This is a genomic window from Cellulosilyticum sp., from assembly GCF_982396655.1.
Genome location: NZ_CEVXFV010000024.1, coordinates 12929 through 33953, shown reverse-complemented (window position 1 = coordinate 33953; position 21025 = coordinate 12929). Strand labels below are relative to the sequence as shown.

Genomic DNA, 21025 nt, shown 5'->3' with positions numbered 1-21025 from the left:
ACATCTAAATACTCCACCACTTCGCCGCTATTAAAGCCTACACCCTCTACATATCCAGCCATTGAATAAAAGCCGTTTTATCAGTACAGTTATATCCAGCTTTCTTATAAAAATCTAATGTTTTCTGCTGCTTGGACCCTGTAAGCAACATCATTTTATAGCAATTATTTTCTTCTGCTATTTGTTTTGCAGCATTCAGGCACCCTGTTGCATAACCATTTCCTCTGTAATCCCTGTGTGTCACAACGTTTTCAATAAATGCATAGGTACGTATATTTCTAGTTAGATTCGGAATAACTACACATACACATGATGAAACAATCTTCCCATCAACTACATTTACCAACAAATGATGATTTTTATCCTTTATGATTTCATGCCATGTGTCTAATAAATAATTAGACGTTTCTGGAACTGATTCTTCATGTAAATACAAGTATAATTCTAATATTTCTTTTAAGTCATTCTGGTTTGCTTCTCGTACCATGCTCCTTCACCCCAATAATTTAAGCTTATTCTAATTTTGATGATCTCCTAATAGCTTAAGCTTATTCTAAATTTGACGATATCCTAACAACCTATCTGTAAGCTGATTAAAATCAGTGACCGTATCACCTTCAAATTGAACATGCCTGCTATTAAATAAAACGGTATGCATTCCCATTTTGCCCGCTGCTTCCAAATTTCCCTCTCTATCATCGATATATAAACACTCTTCTGCCTTACAGCCCAATTGTTCTATTGTCAACTGAAAGATGCGCTTATCTGGCTTTTCAATTTTTAAATCACCACTAATGCTAATCACATCAAAGTATTTATTAATATCAAATTTTTCTCGGAGATATTTACTCCATCTACTGGAATCATTTGAGATAATCGCCATCTTGTAGTGTTTGCTTACAGTGGCTGCAAAATCAAGAAAGCTCTCATTGAGCTCTATGGTATCTAAATAATCCTTTTCAATTTGCTCCAGATCCCCTTCAAATCCAAGACTTTTCCAAACTTCTAAAGATGTTATTTCTCCTGCATCAGCTTTAAACCAAGGTGTGTATATTTCTTCAGGCTTTAAATCAGGAAACGTCTGCTGAACATATGGCACAAAGTCATCACCCGTCTGCTTTACGATTACACCATACATATCTAATACTATAGCTTTCATAACACAATCCCCCTCTTGAAAATCCCATATTTATTTTTTCATAGCTTTATAGTATCCCAATTAAAAATCTGTTGCTCCAATCATTACACTCAGTATAACATATTCCGAATATTTTCAAAATAACATAACCACCCTAGCATTTTAATTTTGCTAGAGTGGCTATTCAAAAACTTAATCTCTTTAAAATTGATTTTAATTAAATTTTTCTTATTCAAGCTCAAGTCTTGGCACCAGATACCCTGCTGCTGCTAAATATTCGGCTGATAATACACCGCCGCCTGCAGCCCCTCTTAATGTATTATGTGACAAACACACAAACTTATAGTCAAATAGCGTATCTGCTCTTAATCTGCCAATCGTAATGCTCATCCCATGTCCAAACTCTCTATCTAATTTAGTTTGTGGCCTGTTTGCCTCTTCCATATAATATAGAAACTTCTCAGGTGCACTTGGTAAATCTTTTGCTATTGAATTCACTTTATAATGATTAATGGCGTCTAAAATTTCCTCTTTAGAAGGCTTTTTCTTGAAACTTACATACACTGCTGCTAAATGACCATCCGAAACGGGAACTCTAATGCACTGCGTTGTGATTAGTGGCGCCTTGGCATTCACTATCTTTCCTTCTGCCACATGTCCCCAGATTTTAAGGGGTTCCTGTTCACTTTTTTCTTCTTCTCCTGGAATAGAAGGTATTACATTATCTACGATTTCAGGACATTCTTTAAAGGATTTTCCTGAGCCTGATATTGCCTGATACGTACAAGCTAAAATCTTCTCTGGCTCAAAGTTCATCAAAGCTGAAATAGGCGGCACATAACTTTGAATCGAGCAATTTGGCTTCACAACGATGAATCCTCTCTTTGTTCCAAGGCGCTTCCTTTGTGCTTCAATCACTTCTATATGATTACCATTAATTTCAGGAATCAGCATAGGCACATCATTTTCATATCGGTTAGCCGAGTTATTTGAGATGACTGGAATCTCAGCTTTTGCATAAGCTTCTTCTAAGGCTTTCGTCTTAGATTTTTCTAAAGAAATAGCACAAAATACAAAATCCACTTGCTTACTTATAAACGCTACATCTTCCCCATCTTCTACAATCATCTTCTTATATTTTTCTGGAATAGGAACTGTCATTTTCCACCTATCTTTAACTGCTTTCTCATAACTTTGTCCTGCTGACTTCTTGCTGGCTGCTAAAACTTTTACTTCAAACCAAGGATGATTTTCTAAGAGTAAAAGAAAGCGTTGTCCAACCATACCTGTTGCCCCAATCACACCCACTTGGAATTTTCTTTTCATACCATTACCCCCTTAAAAATAATTGAATTTTCTTTTTTATTAGCATATGCTAAAACTAAGTATTAGTAAAATTGATAATATAGATAGCTTCATTCAATTATTTTGATAGGAGGTTTTGAAATGGATCTAAAGCAACTTACTACTTTCCTTACAATCAGTAAATTGCAAAGCTTTACTAAGGCTGCTGAAGAACTGAATTATGCCCAGTCTTCTATTACCACGCAGATTAAATTGTTAGAAGAAGAGTTGGGAGTGAAACTCTTTGAGCGCATGGGCAAAAATATTTTCTTAACGCATGAAGGTAAAAAACTTATCCCTTATGCTAGACAAATGTTACGCCTTTCAACCGATATCAAAAATAATATCAGTGAAGATACTACCCCTAAAGGACTTCTTACTATTGGGGTTGCTGAATCTCTCTGTGTCATTCGCCTACCTGAAATTATTAAAGAATATCGTCAGCTTTATCCGGAGGTAGAAATTTCATTGAAGTTTGGAAGCTGTGCTGACTTCAGACATTTTTTAAATGACAACCTTATAGATGTGGCATTTTCATTAGGGGCAAAAATAGAAAGCAGTGAATTCATTTCTGAAATTGAATCTGATGAACCTATGGTGCTCCTAGCCTATCCAGGGCATCCTTTATTACAAAAAGAAAAGATTCTCCCTCAAGATTTAGAAGGAGAATCCCTTATATTAACAGAAATCGGCTGTAGTTATCGTGCTGCCTTCGAACGTATTTTAAAAGATGCAGGTGTTACCCCTCATATCACACTAGAGTCAGGCAGTATTCATGCCATCAAACTCTTTACTATGAGTGGACTTGGGTTATGCCTGCTACCCAAAATTGCCGTTACAGATGAACTTGCCAGTGGCAAACTCCTCCCCCTAAACTGGTACGGCCCAGATTTTGAGATTATCTCCCAGGTCCTTTATCACAAAAGCAAATGGGTTTCCCCAGCTTTGCATGCCTTTATTGAACTTTGCAAAAAGCAGCTTCTTATTCAAATTTAAACCATTTGAAATTAAAATTACTGCCTGGCAAGAATACAAATGAAATATTCTGTAGACCTGTCATCTTCTTAATTTCATAAGTTCTAATGGCCTCACCTTCACTATATAAGAACTCCAACAATTGCTTTTCTTCTTCCTCTCCATTATTAGAACGGAGATGAATTGAGTTTTTATCAATTGGAGACTCCCCGCAAATCGTAAGCTTACTTACGCCTTTTTCTCCAAAGTCCATATTTTCAAAGGCAATAGTTACATTATTTCCAATCTCTCTTATCTCATCTTGGGTTACATTAAACTGATCGCCATAAATATGGTCACATTCATTAGCCCCCAGCTGCTCAAGGGCACGATTATACTTTTTAAATGAGAAGCCCTTGATATGCACTTTATCCTTAAGTACGAAACAAATGCTGCTAATCCCACGGATGCGTTTATTTAACTTATATGTTTCCTCTTGATAAACATTCCAGATAGAAGGCTTTTGATAAACAACCTGTGCAACCTTTTCACTGCTTTCTTCTCCTGGCATGCCCTCCCAAATTTCAATATCATAGGCTTTACTATCTAATGCAAAAATAGGGAGTGTTATTTCATCACTGCCATAGGCCCCAAAATCAATATTATGGAACCCTACTTCTGTCTGACCATCTCTTGCTGTCGCCACACCTTTTTCATTGCCACTCGTTACTTCACCTTTTGCAAAGTCATAGACACCCCCACTAATAAAGTCATACGGATCAAGATAGGCCTGACCTAATCCAGTAACTGTGAAGTCTAATTGAGAAATAAGGTGTACCTTCTCACAGCCATTTTTTGATAAACATCTGACTCTAAAGCTGCCATCACCTAAGGCTTTAAGTTTTGCTTTATGTCCTGCTTCAGGTTCTATTTGACTCCCTGCTGCCATATCATCCTCTACTTCTAATATTGCTAAATTAGATGGGATGCCGCTGTCATCTACCACTTGCCAGATTATATCCCTATAAGTTGCATAATCCGGATAAAGCTTAGCAGTGATTTCTACTTCTTGCAGATTTTCATTTAACTTATTGCCACTCGGACTTATAATCTCAATTTTTCTTACTGGAACTTCTTCTAAATTATTTATGGCCTCTACTTCTGTCGTCTCTACCACTTCTCTTTTTCCTGCTACTTGTTGTATTTCTTCTTGGGCTTCTCCTGCTACTAATTCCTGTGACTCATTTTGCAGTACCACCTGTTGTATGACTTGCAATTTAAGTTTTGTACTTGGCATATGTAACGCGCTAACTGTAACTTCTATATGCTCTCCTTGATAATTTTTATCTGCTGCAACGATTGCTAAAAGTTTGCCTGAGAATAAACGTCTACTGTTGCCTTTATAGGAATCCCAGTCTGTACTGTCCCCATTATCAAGGCCCATAAGTTTACCGCCGTTACTTACTGCCACTTGTACGCGGTTATTGGCATTTTCTACTGGATTACCATTTTCATCTACCATGCTGATTTCTATAAAGACTAAATCTTTACTGTCATTTAACAGCTGCATTTTATTAGGCTGCATTACAATACTTGCCGCTTCTCCAAAGGATTTCCTACATTCCCTTGCAATAATACGGCCTTCCTCATCATATGCTACCGCTTCTAGCACGCCTTCTTTGTAGGGAATCTGCCAATGGCCTAAAAGCTGTTTGCCCTTTTGATGGTCAATATCAAAAGTACCTTGACTCTCTCCATTAAAGAATAACGCAACCCTTGCTGCATTAGAACATACACGAATATCTATTAATTGCCCTTCATTAAAGTCCCAATAAGGGAAAACATGAACCATAGGTGCCTCTTTATAATCCGTCCATTCAGCCTGATAAATATAATAAGAATCTTTAGGGAAACCAGCAGTATCAATCTGCCCAAAGTAAGAGTTCTTTGTATGATAAGGTGTAGGCTCTCCTATATAATCAAATCCTGTCCAAATAAACTGACCACAAGAATACGCTGTATCTCTTTCATGAATAATACAAAATTCTGGAGAGGGTGCACCCCAGCTTGTTGTTGAATTACCTAATGCAGAGCACTGCTCATCATCATCTGAAAGTATAGCTTTGTTAAATGGGAAATGATAAATCCCACGGCTTTGTACAACGGAGGCTGTTTCACTGCCATAAATAATCCAATCCGGATATTTTTCACGATGTGCATCATAATATTTTTCCCCATAATTGTAGCCTGCCATTTTAACAATATCCGCACACTTCTGTGCATTTTCCCAAGGCATATAGTTCGAACCTATAGTCACAGGGGCATGATGCTTCGGATCATGTTTTCTTACTTCTTCTAAAAGGAACTTTGTGACAACCTGTCCCCTTTCACTCTCATGGGTATCATAAATCTCATTTCCAATGCTCCACATAATGACACTTGGATGATTACGGTCACGGCGAATCCAGCTTGCTACATCTTTTTTATACCAATCATTAAAGAATCTAGCATAATCATAGGTTGTCTTTGAACGCTCCCACATATCAAAGGCCTCTGCCACCACTAAAATCCCCATTTCATCTGCCAACATCATGACATTTTCAGCTGGCATATTATGTGAGGTTCTAAGAGCATTTACACCCATAGCCATTAAGGTCTCAAACTTCCTACGCATAGCTGACTCATAATACGCTGCACCTAAAGCGCCTAAATCATGATGCTCACACACGCCATTTAATTTCACATGTTTATGATTTAAATAAAAGCCGCTATCCGTCTTAAATGTAATCGTCCTAAAACCAAATTGAACATTTTCTTCTTGAAGGACTTCTTCGTTACACATTAAAGCTGCCTTTAAAATATAACACTGTGGATTTCCAATATCCCATAGATTAGGTGCACTTACATAAAAAGTACTTTGCACGTTTACCACGCCTTCTGCTGGCAAAACCTTCATTGCAGCCGAACTGCTTTCAACCTGCCCTGCTGCTGCATTGCCTTTTGCCGCTAAGAGGCTAACTTCCTCACCTGAATTTTTATGTATAAGACGATAACATAAGGTCACTTCTTTTTTGCAGACTACCTCTGTATCTATTTCTACCTTCCATACTCCCCCTAATTCAGCTTCATCTTCTGGCGTAGCTGTAATATAAATGCCATCTGAAACCAAATGACTCTCTTCTACTTCCTTAAACCATACATCTCTATAAATTCCTGCCCCACTATACCATCTGCTATTAGGACTTTCATGCCTTACACTGACCTTAATCTCATTTTCTCCATCTTTAAGTGCAGCTGTTAAATCCACTTCAAAGGCAGAGTAGCCATACTTCCACTCCCCTACCTTTATATCATTGACATAGATTGTGCTATCCATATAAACACCATCAAAACGAAGTAAATAAATAGCTCCTTCCTTCTTTTTCAAACTAAAAACTTTTTTATACCAACCTGTGCTATTTTCATATAAATTATGTGTGTCCTCTATAAGCCAATCATGAGGTATGCTGACTGGTTTGAAACACGCTTGCCTGCCATTGATTTCTTGTAAACTCGTATCTAAAGGTTGTTTTGTAAACATCCAGCCTTCATTAAATAACATTCTACTTTTCATCTTTGCCCCCAAAAATTTATAAATTTTAATAAATAGCCTTTTTAACAGTTTAGCATATTAATTGATTATTTTTTATAGATTCCAAATATATTTATCTAATTTTTTATAAATTGTTTATATACCAAATTTTCATTTTCTCTAATATAATAAAATCAATGTTTATTGCCATTTTCTACACTTACTACTACTTATAAGGAGATTATCATTTAATGAAAATTCAGTTCCGCCAATATGCAAAAAAACTGCCACTAATAGGTATTCTACTTGTTGTCCTACTACTTATCTTTGGGTATAACAAACAACTAAACGGCCCCCATTTCTTTGAAAATATTATAAGTGATGGAAAATACACCTTTTATATTTCACCTACGCAAACCGCCTATCATACTTTTAGTGTCTCTAAGTTTCTTGTAAATGCAAATTATGAAGTTTATAATGTTAAAACTAATGAGTTAATTAATGAAGGATGCGTCGGTTTTAGATCTGAAGGATATTATCCATTTATTGAAATGGATTTAAAGAAAGGCAACATTTATAAGGTGACTCTAGATTTAGGAGATGAAAGACAATTTGGACTAGCTTACATTGATTTATACTTAGATTAATCTTAATTTCTATAACTAAAAACCACTCATCTGAGCGGAAGATCTGTTGTAAATTAAACTTTTGCATTTTATAAAGCTATTTAGGTGTTTCTTGGAGTGTGTGAAGAAAAGTCTGTAAATTTAAATTCTAGTACAGCTTTCTATGATAAAATAAATTCATAGAAGGCTGTTTTTTATGGGACGAAGGAAAAGAGAAAATTTAAGTGAAGGTAAAAAGAATATTATTAAGGGATTGATTAATGAGTATAACATTCAAAGTGCTCAAGATATTCAAGATGCACTTAAAGATTTACTGGGTGGTACGATTAAGGAAATGATGGAAACGGAAATGGATCATCATCTAGGCTATGAAGCTCATCAACGTTCTAATAATACCAACTCACGTAACGGCTATAAGCCTAAGGCTGTTAGAAGTCATTATGGTGAAGTACAACTTGAAGTACCTCAAGATCGTGAAAGTTCATTTGAACCACAGATTGTTCACAAGAGACAAAAGGATATTTCACAAATAGACGAAAAAATTATCGCTATGTATGCTAAAGGTCTTACAACCAGACAAATTTCAGAGCAAATTGAAGACATTTATGGCTTTGAAGTAAGTGAGGGCTTTGTATCTGATGTAACAGATAAGCTATTACCTGAGATTGAAGACTGGCAGCATCGTGCACTTGCATCTGTTTATCCTATTGTATTTATTGATGCTGTTCATTTCTCTGTTAAAGAGAATCATGTCATTCGTAAACTAGCAGCTTATGTTATTCTTGGTGTTACAATGGATGGGCATAAAGAGGTGCTTAGCATTCAGGTAGGCCAAAATGAAAGTAGTAAGTACTGGTTAGGTGTGCTTAATGAACTCAAAAATAGAGGTGTTAATGATATTTTAGTATTATGTGCGGATGGTCTTTCAGGCATAAAGGAATCCATTAACGTAGCTTTTCCAAACACTGAATACCAACGTTGCATTGTACATCAGGTTAGAAATACCTTAAAGTACGTTTCTGAGAAGGATAAGAAAGCTTTTGCAGCAGACTTAAAGAAAATCTATCATGCAGTAAGTGAGGAACAAGGCTATGCAGTGATGCAAGAAATAGCTGAAAAATGGCATGAACAGTATCCCTATGCCATGAAGAGTTGGGAAACGAACTGGGATGTTATTAGCCCCATCTTTAAGTTTTCTGCGGACGTAAGAAAGGTCATCTATACAACAAATGCTATAGAGAGCCTTAATAGTACCTACAGAAAACTTAATCGCCAGAGAAGCGTATTTCCAAGTGATACAGCCCTGCTCAAAGCACTGTATTTAGCGACCTTTGAGGCAACTAAGAAATGGTCTATGCCACTTCGAAACTGGGGTAAAGTATACGGTGAGCTGAGTATTATGTTCGAAGGTAGGCTACCATTGTAGTAGCCTTTCGAAAAAAGCATATCAAGGGTAAAATAAACACCCTCATACGAGGGTGCCCTTGACATGCTTATTTTCTACAGGCTATAGTATAGCCACGGCAGAAATGGTCAAGTATGCCATTTCTACCCTTATTCAATTATCATAGAAAGTATTTACAGAGATTTTTTCATAGGCCCGTTTCTTGCAGCACTGCCTTTACATAATTTACCTTAACCTTAACTTATAGTCTAGCTCCAATAAATTCGCTCTGACTTTCTTATCACGTACCCATACAATCTGCAAGGATGTTACAAATTGCTTATGGGGATTACCTTCTATTTTTATATAGCCCCTTCCTGCCATACACAATAAGCAATGTTTTGAGATAATGTGGTTCTAAAAAATTGTGTCGTGCCACCCGCCAAACATATGCTGAAATATTATCAATTTCATTTATAAGTAGCATGCGATATAACTTCAAAACTGTTTCCTGTACCAAATCCTCTGCATCTTGTAAATTTCCCGTCTTCTTAAGCATAAAGCCATAGATCTTCTTCAGATATTCACTTACTATTTGTTCTACTTGTTTTTTACCCATATTCTCCTCTATAAAGTGCTTTACACTTTAATAGACACTAAAGTTAAAAAAAGGTTGGGTTATATTTTATAATATTTCATTTTCTAGCTTTATTATATACTATAAATCAAAAGCACCCCATTGCAAGCTACTGATATTCAGTAATTTACAATGAGGTGCTTTATTTTAATGTTAAGGTACTGGAGTCAGAGTCCAGAGCCTTACCGCTTCAGTTACTTGGTGCTTGTACACCTTGAAATTATTAATTTGTCCGATCATATGCACTAGATTATTATATAATCTAGCTACTGGACTTAGTATAGCATTTTCTATTTTTATTTACAACCCTATGTAAACCTCTTTACTGTCCTATAATTGGTTTTATCTTTTCATATAAATCATTAGCTTGAGTTACTATTGCTGTTGCTGTTGCTATATTAGATGGCATATTACTTATAAACACCTTAATTCCTGCTAATGCCTTTTTTAATTTAGTTTTAACCTTTCCAGAGTCTCCAGAAGTATTATTAATTTGTTCCTGAATAGTATCTATATCATCTACTACACTTTCTTTGTCTTCTTGACTAAAATCACCACTGTTAATTAGGTTTCTAAGATTCTCTAACACTGTATTAATGTCTTCTTTACTACCTTGAGTTGTATAATTAGTAGATACAATGCTTCCTGCTGCCATATTAGCTGTTCCACTATTATTAGCTATATTTTGAGACATACTAATTCCCATTTTTTCTGATTCCATCATAATATCTCCTCCTGCAATTGTAATAAATATATTATTACCGCTTGATTTTTGAATTAACTTATTTAATTCAACAAGTGATAGCATATCATTATTACTTGCAGTATCTAATGTTCTTCTATTAGACACTACTTTTTTTTTACACACCTCTTATATTCTTCATCTATACGAAATATAGGATATAAATTATTATACGTAACTTCTATCCTTTCTCCACATATTTCACAAGTTAACTCCTTACCTATTATTGCTTTACACTCTTCAACTGTTGTTAAAGTATTAAGATCCTCTAAACATTTTACTTCATACTGTAAATGTATTCTTCCCCCTTGATTGCTTAATGTCATCAGTTGTGCCCATACAATATCTATAGGAATATTTAATTTTCTACTAATAGTTTGTGGATAAAATGCCTTTATTCTATCTTTCTTTGCCATCTCTCTTATATACTCTTCTATTTCAACTGCATTAGTATTGAACCCTGACATAAGCCTTCCTCCTTTTCATTAAATTTATAAAACTTTATCTCTAATATAAGAAATAACTTCCTCCGTAACAGATGTTCTAAAAACTATATTTTTTGTATTTAACCCTAATTGCATAGTATAAAGTGCCCCATTAGGTTCTATTGAAAATCTAATATAACTACTATCTTCAATTAAATGATCTTTTAATACTGTATATAATGATTGTTCACTCATATCTACTATACTGTCATTTCTTAGTTTTACGCCCATATTATCAATTCCAGCTAAAAGTATAGAAACTAAAGATAATCCTTCTATATCAAGTGATATAGTCTGTAATCTCTCTAATAACTTATTACCATCATTGTCATTAAAATATTCATCAATTGAATTTATTATTTTTACCATAGCAATTCCATCATCCTGCGTCAATTCTATCACTTCAGATGGCATAGCCTTATAGTGTAGGTAAAATCCATTATATAAACTATTTTTAAATTCATTTACATCATTATGATAGTTAGATAACAATTCAACTTCTTTCAGTTCTTTTAAACCAACCTTTTCACTAAGAATCTGTTCAATTCTTTTACACTGGTTGTTCTTAGCTCTAATTTCTACCCAACATTCATCTATATTAATATTTACCACTACATCTCTAATAAATAATTCTTTTCTTGATTCTAACCCATTATTAATCCTTTTATACCCATCTTGTATAAATATCTTTATAATATATTGTGTTCCTTCTTTAATTATGCTAACTATGTTATCTATATTATCTTGTTGTCCTCTTTGATTAATATTTGCATTGAATCCTATATCTACTGATTCTAATTTTTCTTTTAACACTTCTTTTGAAAATTCATCATTATATTCGTATTTAAACCATTTTACAGTACATTGACCTGCCAAAAGCTTTTTTGAAATAATCTCATCAACTTCTGGATTTTGCTCCAATGTATTCATATTATCATAAAGATACTTATATATATCTTCTTCATCTTCTAAATTTAAATCTAGGTGTTCTTGTATCATTACTATATCTTCATTAGTTAAACTTAAGAAATTTGCTTGTGTATATAGTTGTTTTAGCATAAACTTCTCCTTACATATTGTAAAGTACATAACACTATATTAATTCATTTTTATAATATTGTAAATATTTATTATATTTAAAATTAATACAACTTACCTATTCCTTCTATTCTCTCTAATTAACGTGCTTTTACTAATCTTTGTCATTTTTTCAACTTCTGCATAACTATTCTCTTTTAATAATTGCAACGCATGTGCTAATTGTTCTTGTGTAAATTTCTTAGGTCTCCCCTCTTTAAATCCACTCTTTGTCTTAGCAATAGCTTTACCTTCCTGTGTTCGCTCAACAATCATATCTCTTTCAAATTCTGCAAATGCAAAAAATATATTTCTAATAAGCTTAGAAGCAGGAGTATTATCCATTACACCAATATTCAAAATGTGTACTCGTATCCCTTTTTCAATTAACTTTGTTACTAGCTCACTCCCCTGTGTCATGCTTCTTGCAATTCTATCAAGTTTAGTTACGATCAATGTATCTCCTTCTGAAAGCTTTTCTAATAACTTATCTAGTTCTGGTCTATCCATCTTTGTTCCTGTAAAACTATCAGAACAAATCTCTACTGCTCCTGCTTCTCTTAACTGTTGTTCTTGGCTCTCTAAACTATTTCCATCCTTAGCTTGTCCTTTTGTACTTACTCTTGCATATCCATAAATCATATATTTTTCTCCTATACTTTTGATACTATGTATTGACACCGTTAATGTATTGATTATACGTTTCAACAAAATAAGTGTCAATACTCTTAAGTTTTGACACTGCATTTATAAAATGAATCCTACAGTAAGTTTACTTGAAAATTCTATTTTAGCGTATCTTTGTTTTTACTCTTAACTACTCTAGAAGTATGTTTTCTCATGAATAAATTCGTTCCACATTATCTCGCAAAGCAATGTATTGGGAAACTTTAAATATCTAAGCCACCTATTTGAACGAAAGATTGCAATTTTTATTTTTTTCAATATATTGACTATTTTCTAAAAATATTGCATAATAGATTTTGGATTAGTGTAAGAAAAAACAAATAATTAGGAGGTTTTTTATGAATAAAAACATTTTAAAAAGTATTATCGGATGTGCAATATTAACAATATCTAGCGTAGGAACTTTTGCATCTCAAATGCCACAAACTGATACTTCAGGTGTTAGTCCTATAGAGATCTATAAATCACAACAATTAAAACGTTTAAAAGATGATGACTACAAAATAATTCCTGGCGGGAAAGGGACATTATATTCCAACTCATGGAGATCTACATCACCTACATCATCTGGTAACATCTATAAATGGGATTACCAAGTATCTGCTGTTTATGAAGGAGACCGTGCAGTTGAATGGATCAGAACCACATGGCAAGGCAGTGCATCATTAAGAAATTCAGCAAGTATTTCACTAGGTATCAGTGATAGTGAAGTATCAGTTGGAGCTTCATCATCTTGGCAAACTGCAAATACTGTATCTAAATACTGGGAAAACACAAAAGGTCAAAAAATAGCTGACTATGGTTCTAACATGATTGTTACTCCAAGCAAAGATTACAGAACTGGTACAATTTCAATCGCAAATACAGCTAAAGTAAAACTTGTGGATGATGCTAAAACATATGAAATAACATCTGGAGTTTAATATAATTGTTTAAAAAAGTCATATTTACAACTCTACTAGTCTTAACATGCTTAACCGGATGTGCTTTCAATACCCCAGCAACACCTAACACCGAAACAACAGCTTGGAATCTTGACAATGGGGAACTGCTTGCTTATGACCACTTCTCACAAAAGTTTGTCAAGTATAATGCAATTAAAAACACAGGTTTACCAATTGAGCCTTATACTGGAACTGGCATAATTCAATATGCATTTAACACTCCCAGTTCATACTATACATCTGGGGATAGTTACAATAATCACTTCAGCATATTAGAATATAATGAAGGAAATATAACTGAAGTCTATAAGCTAGAGGACGAAGTGAATTCCGCAATTTTTCCCTTAGCTACAGATGAATTGAATTATTTCTTCATAAAAGCCAACTATGCTGATGTAAATAAAACAGAGTCTGTAATAGTGAAATATTCCGACAACCAGCTATATGAATACACACATACTAATGGTGCAATTCTCTCTGGTGCCTTAATAGACAATATCTTGTATTACATATCATATAATTATGCTACGAGTACTTATACACTCTATGCATTAAACATATCTGATTATAATAATAAACCTAACATTATTAAAACAGGTCTTGTTTCAAGCCAAATCGTGGTACTTAATGGACAAGTATACTGCACTAATAATGACACTATATACTCAGATACTGATGAGTTTGAAAAGAAGTCTATAAATTTATCAGATCCTGTTAGCAATACATTAATCCAGATAAATGCTTCAGCTGATTTAAGCCAACTACAATTAACTATTACTGATGGCAAAAGCAAAGAAATTCTAGCATCTGTTGACAATATAATTGGTATAGATTTAAAAAAATCACTATTAACAATATATACTCAGGGGGCAATAAAAGTCATTGATCTGCAACAATTAAAGAATAAGAACTAATACTTAAAAAAATAAAATAAGCACTAAATAAAGTATAAAAATGATACATGCTTTAGCGTAACAAAACCCCTAGTTTTGCTAGGGGTAGGTAAGGGAACTTTAGTATATAAACCCTTCTATTATAATGGAATGTATATTTGACGACCGCATTACTACTATAATAGGAGGGTTTTTGATGAAAAACTAAATAAAGACAACAGCTCATTCTGCGTATAGATGTGAATATCATATAGTATTTCCTCTAAGTCATAGGCGGAAAGTTATATACAACGAATTAAAAGCAGATATTGGTCAGATATTGCGAAAGTTATGTGGATAACGTATAGAAGCTGAGGCATGTCCAGATTATATACACATGCTTGTGAGTATTTCACCATATTTAAATCCCAAAAGCGTGGTCTAACTCCATCTCCTTTAGAAGGTATACGCTTTTAGCCTTCGTGTTCACTGGCAATACTATTGCTAGAGGTGATAGTATTGATAAATATAATAAAAGATAAAATGAACTAATATAACTTTAAATGAAGGTATGGATAATCTAATTTGTCTATGCCTTCATTTAAAGTTATATGTGCGGGGGTATTTATAAAGTTATTTTCAATAGAAAACAATAGAAATTTTTAATAGCTATATGTCCTGCTATTATTTAGTTTAATCATAGATTAGTTGCTTACTAATTAAGATTCACTTGTTGTACCAATAATAACTGCTTCAGTTTATTTGACACTTTTTGGACCTTTATAGATCTTATGCATTGAAGATTATATCAATTTTAGATGTCTTACTTAATAAGTGTTTTATTAGACACTTATTATTTTAATACTATAAAGTCATGATGTCAAAGTGTTAATGTTCTTTTAAGGTGATTCACCTGAATAAGTATACTTTTGTAAGCTGTTTAAGCATATAAGATGTGAGCATTTTGCTTCTATATTTTTCACGTTCATAACTCTTAAGTTTTGAACTGATGACATTAATTTTTTTACACTAAGTACTTATTCGACATTATTCATTCTTATTTAAGTGTATAATTTTCTTAGATATTGAAAGGAGGAAGTATTAATGAGATTAATGATTAATCGTATGCTTAATAATGATAATGTATTTTTTCTAAGGATACAGGTACAAAGTGCTGATTTAAGAATTTTTGATTCAAAATACAGCATTTGGGATGAAGATAACAATATTTTAAGTGATAATTTCATCAAAATATCTGATCTTCCAAATGACTTGAATGAAATGATAACTATTAGAGAAGATGTCTTTTCAGATGGACATGGAAACACCAAAATAGATGCTATCTGTATCTCTCTAGATTCACTTAACCCACAAGATTTTATTGACGCTGAAATATTTATAGAAAAAATCAAGCAAGTTATTTCAAAGAACTACCATACATATAATCTAAAAAATCTATACACAACTAAAACTTTGCTTGATGCTGAACTTAGTCCCGATGAAGAATATCTTCTAGACAAAGATTTTTACTTTAAGAGAAAAATAACAGCAGTACCTAATTAAATCCATAATAAATGCAAAAAGGCACAGATAATCTGTGCCCCTCTTATTATTAACCAGATCGAATATGTCATCCCCCATTCTTTGTTACTCACAATATCTTTTCAATACTTCTGCTACTGCTCCTATACCGCCATTGAGTGCTTTAAAGTATTCTTCTACTCTCTCACCCAATCCTACTTCATATAAATTCATGCCAAATAGAGCTTTATTAGATAATATCTGCTCTAGTTTTTCATGGATCCCTTCATTGCTGCCTAGCTCAACTACTTTCATGATTTCTTGCATTTCGGTTGCTAGCGGATCTGGGCCTACTTCATAAACCTTGCCTGTGTCATCTATTCCTATAAGATATCTGCACCATCCTGCAAAAACTAATGGAATATATTTAAGTGTTTTAAGTTGCTCTGGCTTATCCTTTGCATAGCTTTTTAATGTTTCACCAAAACGGATTGGCAGCTTCTGTGAAGTATCTGCAATGATGCGCCATGGGCTGTCTGGAATAAATGGATTAGGCAGCCTATCATTGATAACTTCATCAATAAACATTTTAGGCTCTATAATCTTAGGATTTACTACGACTGGCAAGCCTTCTTCATACCCAATTTTTTTGATTAAATTTAGGAGATGAGGATTACGCATTTCTTCGTAAATACGTTCATAACCTAGTAAGCAGCCAAATATTGCAAGCGCTGTATGTAATGGATTAAGGCAAGTGCCCACTTTCATCTTCTCTACCTTATTCACTGTTTCTCTATCTGTAAATTGTACCCCCACCGCTTCTAAAGCGGGTCTGCCATTAGGGAATGTATCTTCTATGACAAGATATTGTTTTTCCTCTGCATTCACAAATGGCGCAATCCATGTGTTTTTATCTGTCTTAATAATCGTCATATTGGCCATGCCATCTTGTGCTAATAACTCACTTACTTCCTTATTAGGTTGAGGTGTAATCTTATCAATCATTGACCAAGGAAAAGCCACTTTATTTTCTAAGTAATCTATAAATCCTGTGTCCAACTTACCTTGTTGAATCCATTTTGTAGCAAAAGCTTTAATCGCATCATAAAGCTTCTCTCCATTTTTTGAACAGTTATCTAAACTTACTAATGCAATAGGATAAGCTCCCCTTTGATAACGTAAATAGCATAAATAAGTGAGTTGTCCCATTAAGGTCTCACTTAAAGCTGGTGCCTTCTCAAAATCCTTCTCATTTTCTGATACCCTATAACCCTTTTCTGTAATTGTAAAACTAACCATTTGTAAAGAAGGTGCTGCAAAATATTGTTTCAGCTTAGCGTCCATTCCCTTTAAAGATTCCACAACACTTCCTACCACTTTCTTCTCCAAGTCTCCATTAGCCTTTAATGTCACATCAATGCTTAAATTCTCAAAGGGTGCATAAACTTTATCGATAATTTCTGTGTCATAAGTCTCACATACAATAATGCCTTTATTCTCTAAACCTCTTTCTAATAACTCATCCTGAAGTACAGCTGGAAATCCCCTAAAAATATTCCCAGCCCCAAAGTGTATCCAAATAGGTGCCTCCAAAGTTCTCTCCCTTACAGCCGCCCAGTCATACCCATACACCTTATATCCCTTTGCTTCCAACATCACTTTATGCTCTTCAATATCCCTGCTCCTCAATTCCACTTTCCATCCTCCTCCTCATTTACACCCTCACCTTATTCAAACTCTTCCTCTCATATTTTTAATGCCTATCTACGCTTATCTTTCAGTTTTCACTGCTCTTCTCGATTGCTTCCCAAAGCCCATTCAAATATGTAGCCCCTAGTGCTCTATCATATAAACCATAACCAGGCATTGCAACTTCTCCCCAAATCATACGTCCATGATCTGGTCTAATAGGCCCCTCAAAGCCTATTTCATATAGGGCCTTCATGATCTCATACATATCCATAGACCCATCTCTTGATAAATGAGCGGCTTCTTCAAACTTGCCTTCTGATTCATATTTTAAATTTCTTACATGTGCAAAATGAATACGTCCTTTTAATTTTCTAATGATACCAGACAAATCACTTTTAGGATTAGAACCTAATGAACCTGTGCATAATGTAATCCCATTGCAAGGGCTGTCTACCTCATTTAAAAATCTTAAAATCTGTGCTTCATTAGTGACAATGCGAGGTAAATTAAATACGGGCCATGCTGGATCATCCGGATGAATTGCCATTTTAATATCATACTTTTCACAAGTTGGCATAATGGCTTTTAAGAAATAAATGAAGTTATTAAACAGTCTCTCCTCATCCACCTCTTTATACATTTCAAAGAGTGCCTTAATATGTGCCATACGTTCTGGTTCCCAGCCAGGAAGAATGAAACCATTCGATTTGCTATCTAAGGCTTCAAACATATTTTCTGGATTAATTTGATCAATTACTTTTTGGTCATAGGCTAAAACAGTAGAACCATCTGGTCTTACCTTCGCTAAATCTGTACGCGTCCAGTCAAAAACAGGCATGAAATTATAACACACCATATGAATATCTTCCTCGCCTAATGCTTCTAACGACTTAATATAATTTTCAATATAACAGTCTCGCTCACTGCTTCCCACTTTAATAGCATCATGGATATTCACACTTTCTATCCCGCATAATTTGAGACCTGTCCCCTCTATTTCTGCTTTTAATGCTTTGACACGCTCCCTCTCCCATGCCTCTCCTGCTGGCATATCATAAAGCGTAGAAATTACCCCATTTACACCAGGAATTTGTCTGATTTGTTTTAATGTTACACTGTCAAATTGACTGCCATACCATCTTAAAGTCATTTCCATCTGCTTTTCCCCATTTCTCTTTATTTTATAAAATCTTTATTTTATAGACTCTTTATTTTATAAGACTTTTATTTTATATCATTCTTTTGTTTTTATAAGACCTTTTTATGTCTATTGCCTAGGAAATCTTTATTGCAAAAGGTGCCGCAGGTAACCCTTCCAAACTATATAAATTGGCACCGACTGGATTATCTGCCCAAGCATACCTTATCTCTATTGGCTTTTTCATTTGATTATGCCAAACAATCACCTCATTATTTCTAAGTGCTGCCTGTGCCTTATAGAAATGAACCCCATCCTCTGAAATTATAAACTGATTAAGTCTCTTGCCTTTTACCATCAATCCGCCGCCTACATGTCTGAAGGTTATCACCACTTTGCCATCTTCTACGCTTGCCTTTTCCGCCAATGGACTGCTATACGCAATGTCCTCGTCATAAGCAATAGCCCTTGCCGCCCTTGCCAACCTTTGACCTATATCCTTCTTATTTAAAGGATGTAAATCATTCCATTCCCCAGTATCTAATGCAACTACCATGGCTGTATGAGGTATTTCTAATGTTTCAAGCTGTGCCTGTCTTAGCATAGCCCAACCACCATTAATATCCGCTTCTCTTATAAGTTCAAAATCTTGTGCATTACCTAAGTCTTGGGGACAAGTAACTTCTTCCCCCTCCTTATCCTCTTCTTGTTGCCAGTTTCTCGCGTCATAATAGTCTTCGCTTACTGTTGCAAATCCTGGAAGCTGTACATACAAAAAAGGAAGTTCTGGCCTTTGCCATAGCCTACGCCAATCTTTAATTAATCCTTCAAATAAGGCTTTATAGTCTTCAGGCTTATGGGTATTTGATTCCCCTTGATACCATATAACACCTTTTAATCCCATATCTTTAAGTGGATAAAGCATACCCTTATATAAACTTGTAGGCTCATATTGTAAAAAGGTTTGTGGCATAAGTGCCTCCATCTTTGCACCTATTTTGTACTGCCATGCACCTGCTAAATCAATGAATTCTCCATCTACTTCTAACCCACATCGTTTACCTGGTGTAAGCCCCACTTCCTTTCGTTCAAAACCAACACGTACCACAATGCTATTTTTTCCTTTTTTTAATACCCCTTCCGACACGCTATAAATCCTAGGTGGATATCTATATGGTGTAGTCCCCACTTGTATGCCATTAATATACGCTATATCATTGTCCACAATCGTACCAAGTAAAAGCCTTCCTGCCTTTCCTGCCATAGACTCTGGCACTTCAATTTCCTTTCTAAACCATATAAAACCGCCCTCTGATAACTCTGGATCAACTAAAAAGTTAGGCATCTGATAAGTCTTCCAATCCCTTACCTCATAAGCCGTATCATACCAACTGATGCTGCCATCCTCTTCTGCTAATCCTAAGTCTAATTCATTGGCCCTATCGTACCATTGGCTTATCCTAGCCGCATCTTCTTCAAGCACTCTTTTGACACACACATCCTCTTTATACTTCGCCATCTGCTCCAAGTATACAGGGAATTCTTCCAATGCCTCTTCACTCATCCAAGTCTGAACAAGTGTCCCCCCAATAGCGCAGTGAATAAGCCCAATGGGTACACTATACTTTTCAAAAAGCGCCTTTGCAAAGAAATAGCCTACTGCATTGAAATCCTGTACATTCCTTTGGTCTAAAGTTTGCCATTTGCCTTCTTCAAAGTCTTCAATAGGCGTATTAAACTCATATTTCATAGGCACATGGAACATTCTAATCATAGGGTTTTCATAGCTTAAAACTTCTTCCTTGTATCGTTCCATTACCCGATTTACAGGGAGTTCCATATTAGATTGTCCCCCGCAAAGCCATAAGTCCCCCACTAAAATATCTTTAAGAACAATCTTACTATCCCCTTTATGATCAGCCTCAAATATCATTTCATAAGGTCCACCTGCTTCTTGTGGTGGTATGTTAATCTCCCATTTCCCCTTTGCATCCCCTATAGCAGAATAGGTACATCCTTGAAAAGTAATACTTACACTTTTGCCTTCCTGTATAAAGCCCCATATCTTAATAGCCTGATTTCTTTGTAGCACCATGCCATCAGATATTAGTTTCGGTAACTTAAACGTCTCATCTACTATGTTTCCTTGTTTCATAGCATACACCTCTCTATAACTTCTCTATTTCTATCATTTATCCATGCACATACCCTAG

The 21025-nt window shown here is 34.7% G+C and carries 18 protein-coding genes and 1 pseudogene; 7 read left to right on the top strand and 12 right to left on the bottom strand.

Going from position 1 to position 21025, the window contains the following annotated elements:
- Positions 1 to 46 precede the first annotated feature (46 nt).
- The 3 genes from AC1VAQ_RS11525 to asd form a co-directional block, all read right to left on the bottom strand.
- On the bottom strand, positions 47 to 487 hold the full coding sequence (locus AC1VAQ_RS11525; protein ID WP_479903934.1) for a GNAT family N-acetyltransferase: 441 nt from the start codon (positions 485 to 487) through the stop codon (positions 47 to 49).
- A 66-nt stretch (positions 488 to 553) separates the two neighbouring features.
- On the bottom strand, positions 554 to 1159 hold the full coding sequence (locus AC1VAQ_RS11520; RefSeq protein WP_302598127.1) for an HAD family hydrolase: 606 nt from the start codon (positions 1157 to 1159) through the stop codon (positions 554 to 556).
- A 207-nt stretch (positions 1160 to 1366) separates the two neighbouring features.
- Complete coding sequence (asd, locus tag AC1VAQ_RS11515) at positions 1367 to 2464, bottom strand: aspartate-semialdehyde dehydrogenase (protein WP_479903933.1); 1098 nt, start codon at positions 2462 to 2464, stop codon at positions 1367 to 1369.
- A gap of 120 nt (positions 2465 to 2584) precedes the next feature.
- Between asd and AC1VAQ_RS11510 the strand changes: the two genes are divergently transcribed.
- On the top strand, positions 2585 to 3478 hold the full coding sequence (locus AC1VAQ_RS11510) for a LysR family transcriptional regulator (RefSeq protein WP_479903932.1): 894 nt from the start codon (positions 2585 to 2587) through the stop codon (positions 3476 to 3478).
- On the opposite strand, the gene AC1VAQ_RS11505 is transcribed toward AC1VAQ_RS11510, so the two are convergent.
- Positions 3465 to 7049 (bottom strand): glycoside hydrolase family 2 TIM barrel-domain containing protein, encoded by a 3585-nt coding sequence (locus tag AC1VAQ_RS11505; RefSeq protein WP_479903931.1) that lies wholly within the window; start codon positions 7047 to 7049, stop codon positions 3465 to 3467. The two genes, AC1VAQ_RS11510 and AC1VAQ_RS11505, sit on opposite strands and share 14 nt — an antisense overlap.
- Before the next feature lie 209 nt (positions 7050 to 7258).
- Between AC1VAQ_RS11505 and AC1VAQ_RS11500 the strand changes: the two genes are divergently transcribed.
- Both AC1VAQ_RS11500 and AC1VAQ_RS11495 read left to right on the top strand, forming a co-directional pair.
- Positions 7259 to 7654 (top strand): hypothetical protein, encoded by a 396-nt coding sequence (locus AC1VAQ_RS11500; RefSeq protein ID WP_479903930.1) that lies wholly within the window; start codon positions 7259 to 7261, stop codon positions 7652 to 7654.
- A 175-nt stretch (positions 7655 to 7829) separates the two neighbouring features.
- Positions 7830 to 9059: an IS256 family transposase gene (locus AC1VAQ_RS11495; protein WP_479903929.1), complete on the top strand. Its 1230-nt coding sequence runs from the start codon at positions 7830 to 7832 to the stop codon at positions 9057 to 9059.
- A 307-nt stretch (positions 9060 to 9366) separates the two neighbouring features.
- Here the strand turns inward: AC1VAQ_RS11495 and AC1VAQ_RS11490 are convergent, their stop codons facing one another.
- The 5 genes from AC1VAQ_RS11490 to AC1VAQ_RS11470 all read right to left on the bottom strand — a co-directional run bounded on the left by AC1VAQ_RS11490 (position 9367) and on the right by AC1VAQ_RS11470 (position 12600).
- Positions 9367 to 9636 (bottom strand): RNA polymerase sigma factor, encoded by a 270-nt coding sequence (locus tag AC1VAQ_RS11490; RefSeq protein ID WP_479903928.1) that lies wholly within the window; start codon positions 9634 to 9636, stop codon positions 9367 to 9369.
- A gap of 340 nt (positions 9637 to 9976) precedes the next feature.
- On the bottom strand, positions 9977 to 10504 hold the full coding sequence (locus AC1VAQ_RS11485; protein WP_479903927.1) for a hypothetical protein: 528 nt from the start codon (positions 10502 to 10504) through the stop codon (positions 9977 to 9979).
- On the bottom strand, positions 10504 to 10863 hold the full coding sequence (locus AC1VAQ_RS11480; RefSeq protein WP_479903926.1) for a hypothetical protein: 360 nt from the start codon (positions 10861 to 10863) through the stop codon (positions 10504 to 10506). Before AC1VAQ_RS11480 ends, AC1VAQ_RS11485 begins: the two co-directional genes overlap by 1 nt.
- Before the next feature lie 24 nt (positions 10864 to 10887).
- Positions 10888 to 11940, bottom strand: coding sequence for a hypothetical protein (locus tag AC1VAQ_RS11475; protein ID WP_479903925.1), 1053 nt, complete (start codon positions 11938 to 11940; stop codon positions 10888 to 10890).
- Between the two features lie 93 nt (positions 11941 to 12033).
- On the bottom strand, positions 12034 to 12600 hold the full coding sequence (locus AC1VAQ_RS11470; RefSeq protein ID WP_479903924.1) for a recombinase family protein: 567 nt from the start codon (positions 12598 to 12600) through the stop codon (positions 12034 to 12036).
- A 461-nt stretch (positions 12601 to 13061) separates the two neighbouring features.
- Here AC1VAQ_RS11470 and AC1VAQ_RS11465 point away from each other — a divergent pair, with 461 nt between their 5' ends.
- The 4 genes and pseudogenes from AC1VAQ_RS11465 to AC1VAQ_RS11450 all read left to right on the top strand — a co-directional run bounded on the left by AC1VAQ_RS11465 (position 13062) and on the right by AC1VAQ_RS11450 (position 16024).
- Positions 13062 to 13568 (top strand): hypothetical protein, encoded by a 507-nt coding sequence (locus tag AC1VAQ_RS11465; protein ID WP_479903923.1) that lies wholly within the window; start codon positions 13062 to 13064, stop codon positions 13566 to 13568.
- Positions 13569 to 13573: 5 nt separating this feature from the next.
- A complete protein-coding gene (locus AC1VAQ_RS11460; RefSeq protein WP_479903922.1) occupies positions 13574 to 14503 on the top strand; it encodes a hypothetical protein in 930 nt (309 codons plus the stop codon).
- Positions 14504 to 14690: 187 nt separating this feature from the next.
- Positions 14691 to 14897, top strand: a pseudogene (locus AC1VAQ_RS11455) (transposase); the annotation flags it as partial.
- 668 nt (positions 14898 to 15565) lie between these two features.
- On the top strand, positions 15566 to 16024 hold the full coding sequence (locus AC1VAQ_RS11450) for a hypothetical protein (RefSeq protein WP_479903921.1): 459 nt from the start codon (positions 15566 to 15568) through the stop codon (positions 16022 to 16024).
- A gap of 84 nt (positions 16025 to 16108) precedes the next feature.
- On the opposite strand, the gene AC1VAQ_RS11445 is transcribed toward AC1VAQ_RS11450, so the two are convergent.
- From AC1VAQ_RS11445 to AC1VAQ_RS11435, 3 genes are all read right to left on the bottom strand, one after another.
- Complete coding sequence (locus AC1VAQ_RS11445; protein WP_479903941.1) at positions 16109 to 17638, bottom strand: mannitol dehydrogenase family protein; 1530 nt, start codon at positions 17636 to 17638, stop codon at positions 16109 to 16111.
- 121 nt (positions 17639 to 17759) lie between these two features.
- Positions 17760 to 18830 carry a mannonate dehydratase gene (gene uxuA / locus AC1VAQ_RS11440; RefSeq protein ID WP_479903920.1) on the bottom strand — a complete coding sequence of 357 codons (1071 nt, stop codon included), beginning with the start codon at positions 18828 to 18830 and terminating at the stop codon, positions 17760 to 17762.
- A 118-nt stretch (positions 18831 to 18948) separates the two neighbouring features.
- Positions 18949 to 20967: a sialate O-acetylesterase gene (locus AC1VAQ_RS11435; protein ID WP_479903919.1), complete on the bottom strand. Its 2019-nt coding sequence runs from the start codon at positions 20965 to 20967 to the stop codon at positions 18949 to 18951.
- Positions 20968 to 21025: the final 58 nt, after the last annotated feature.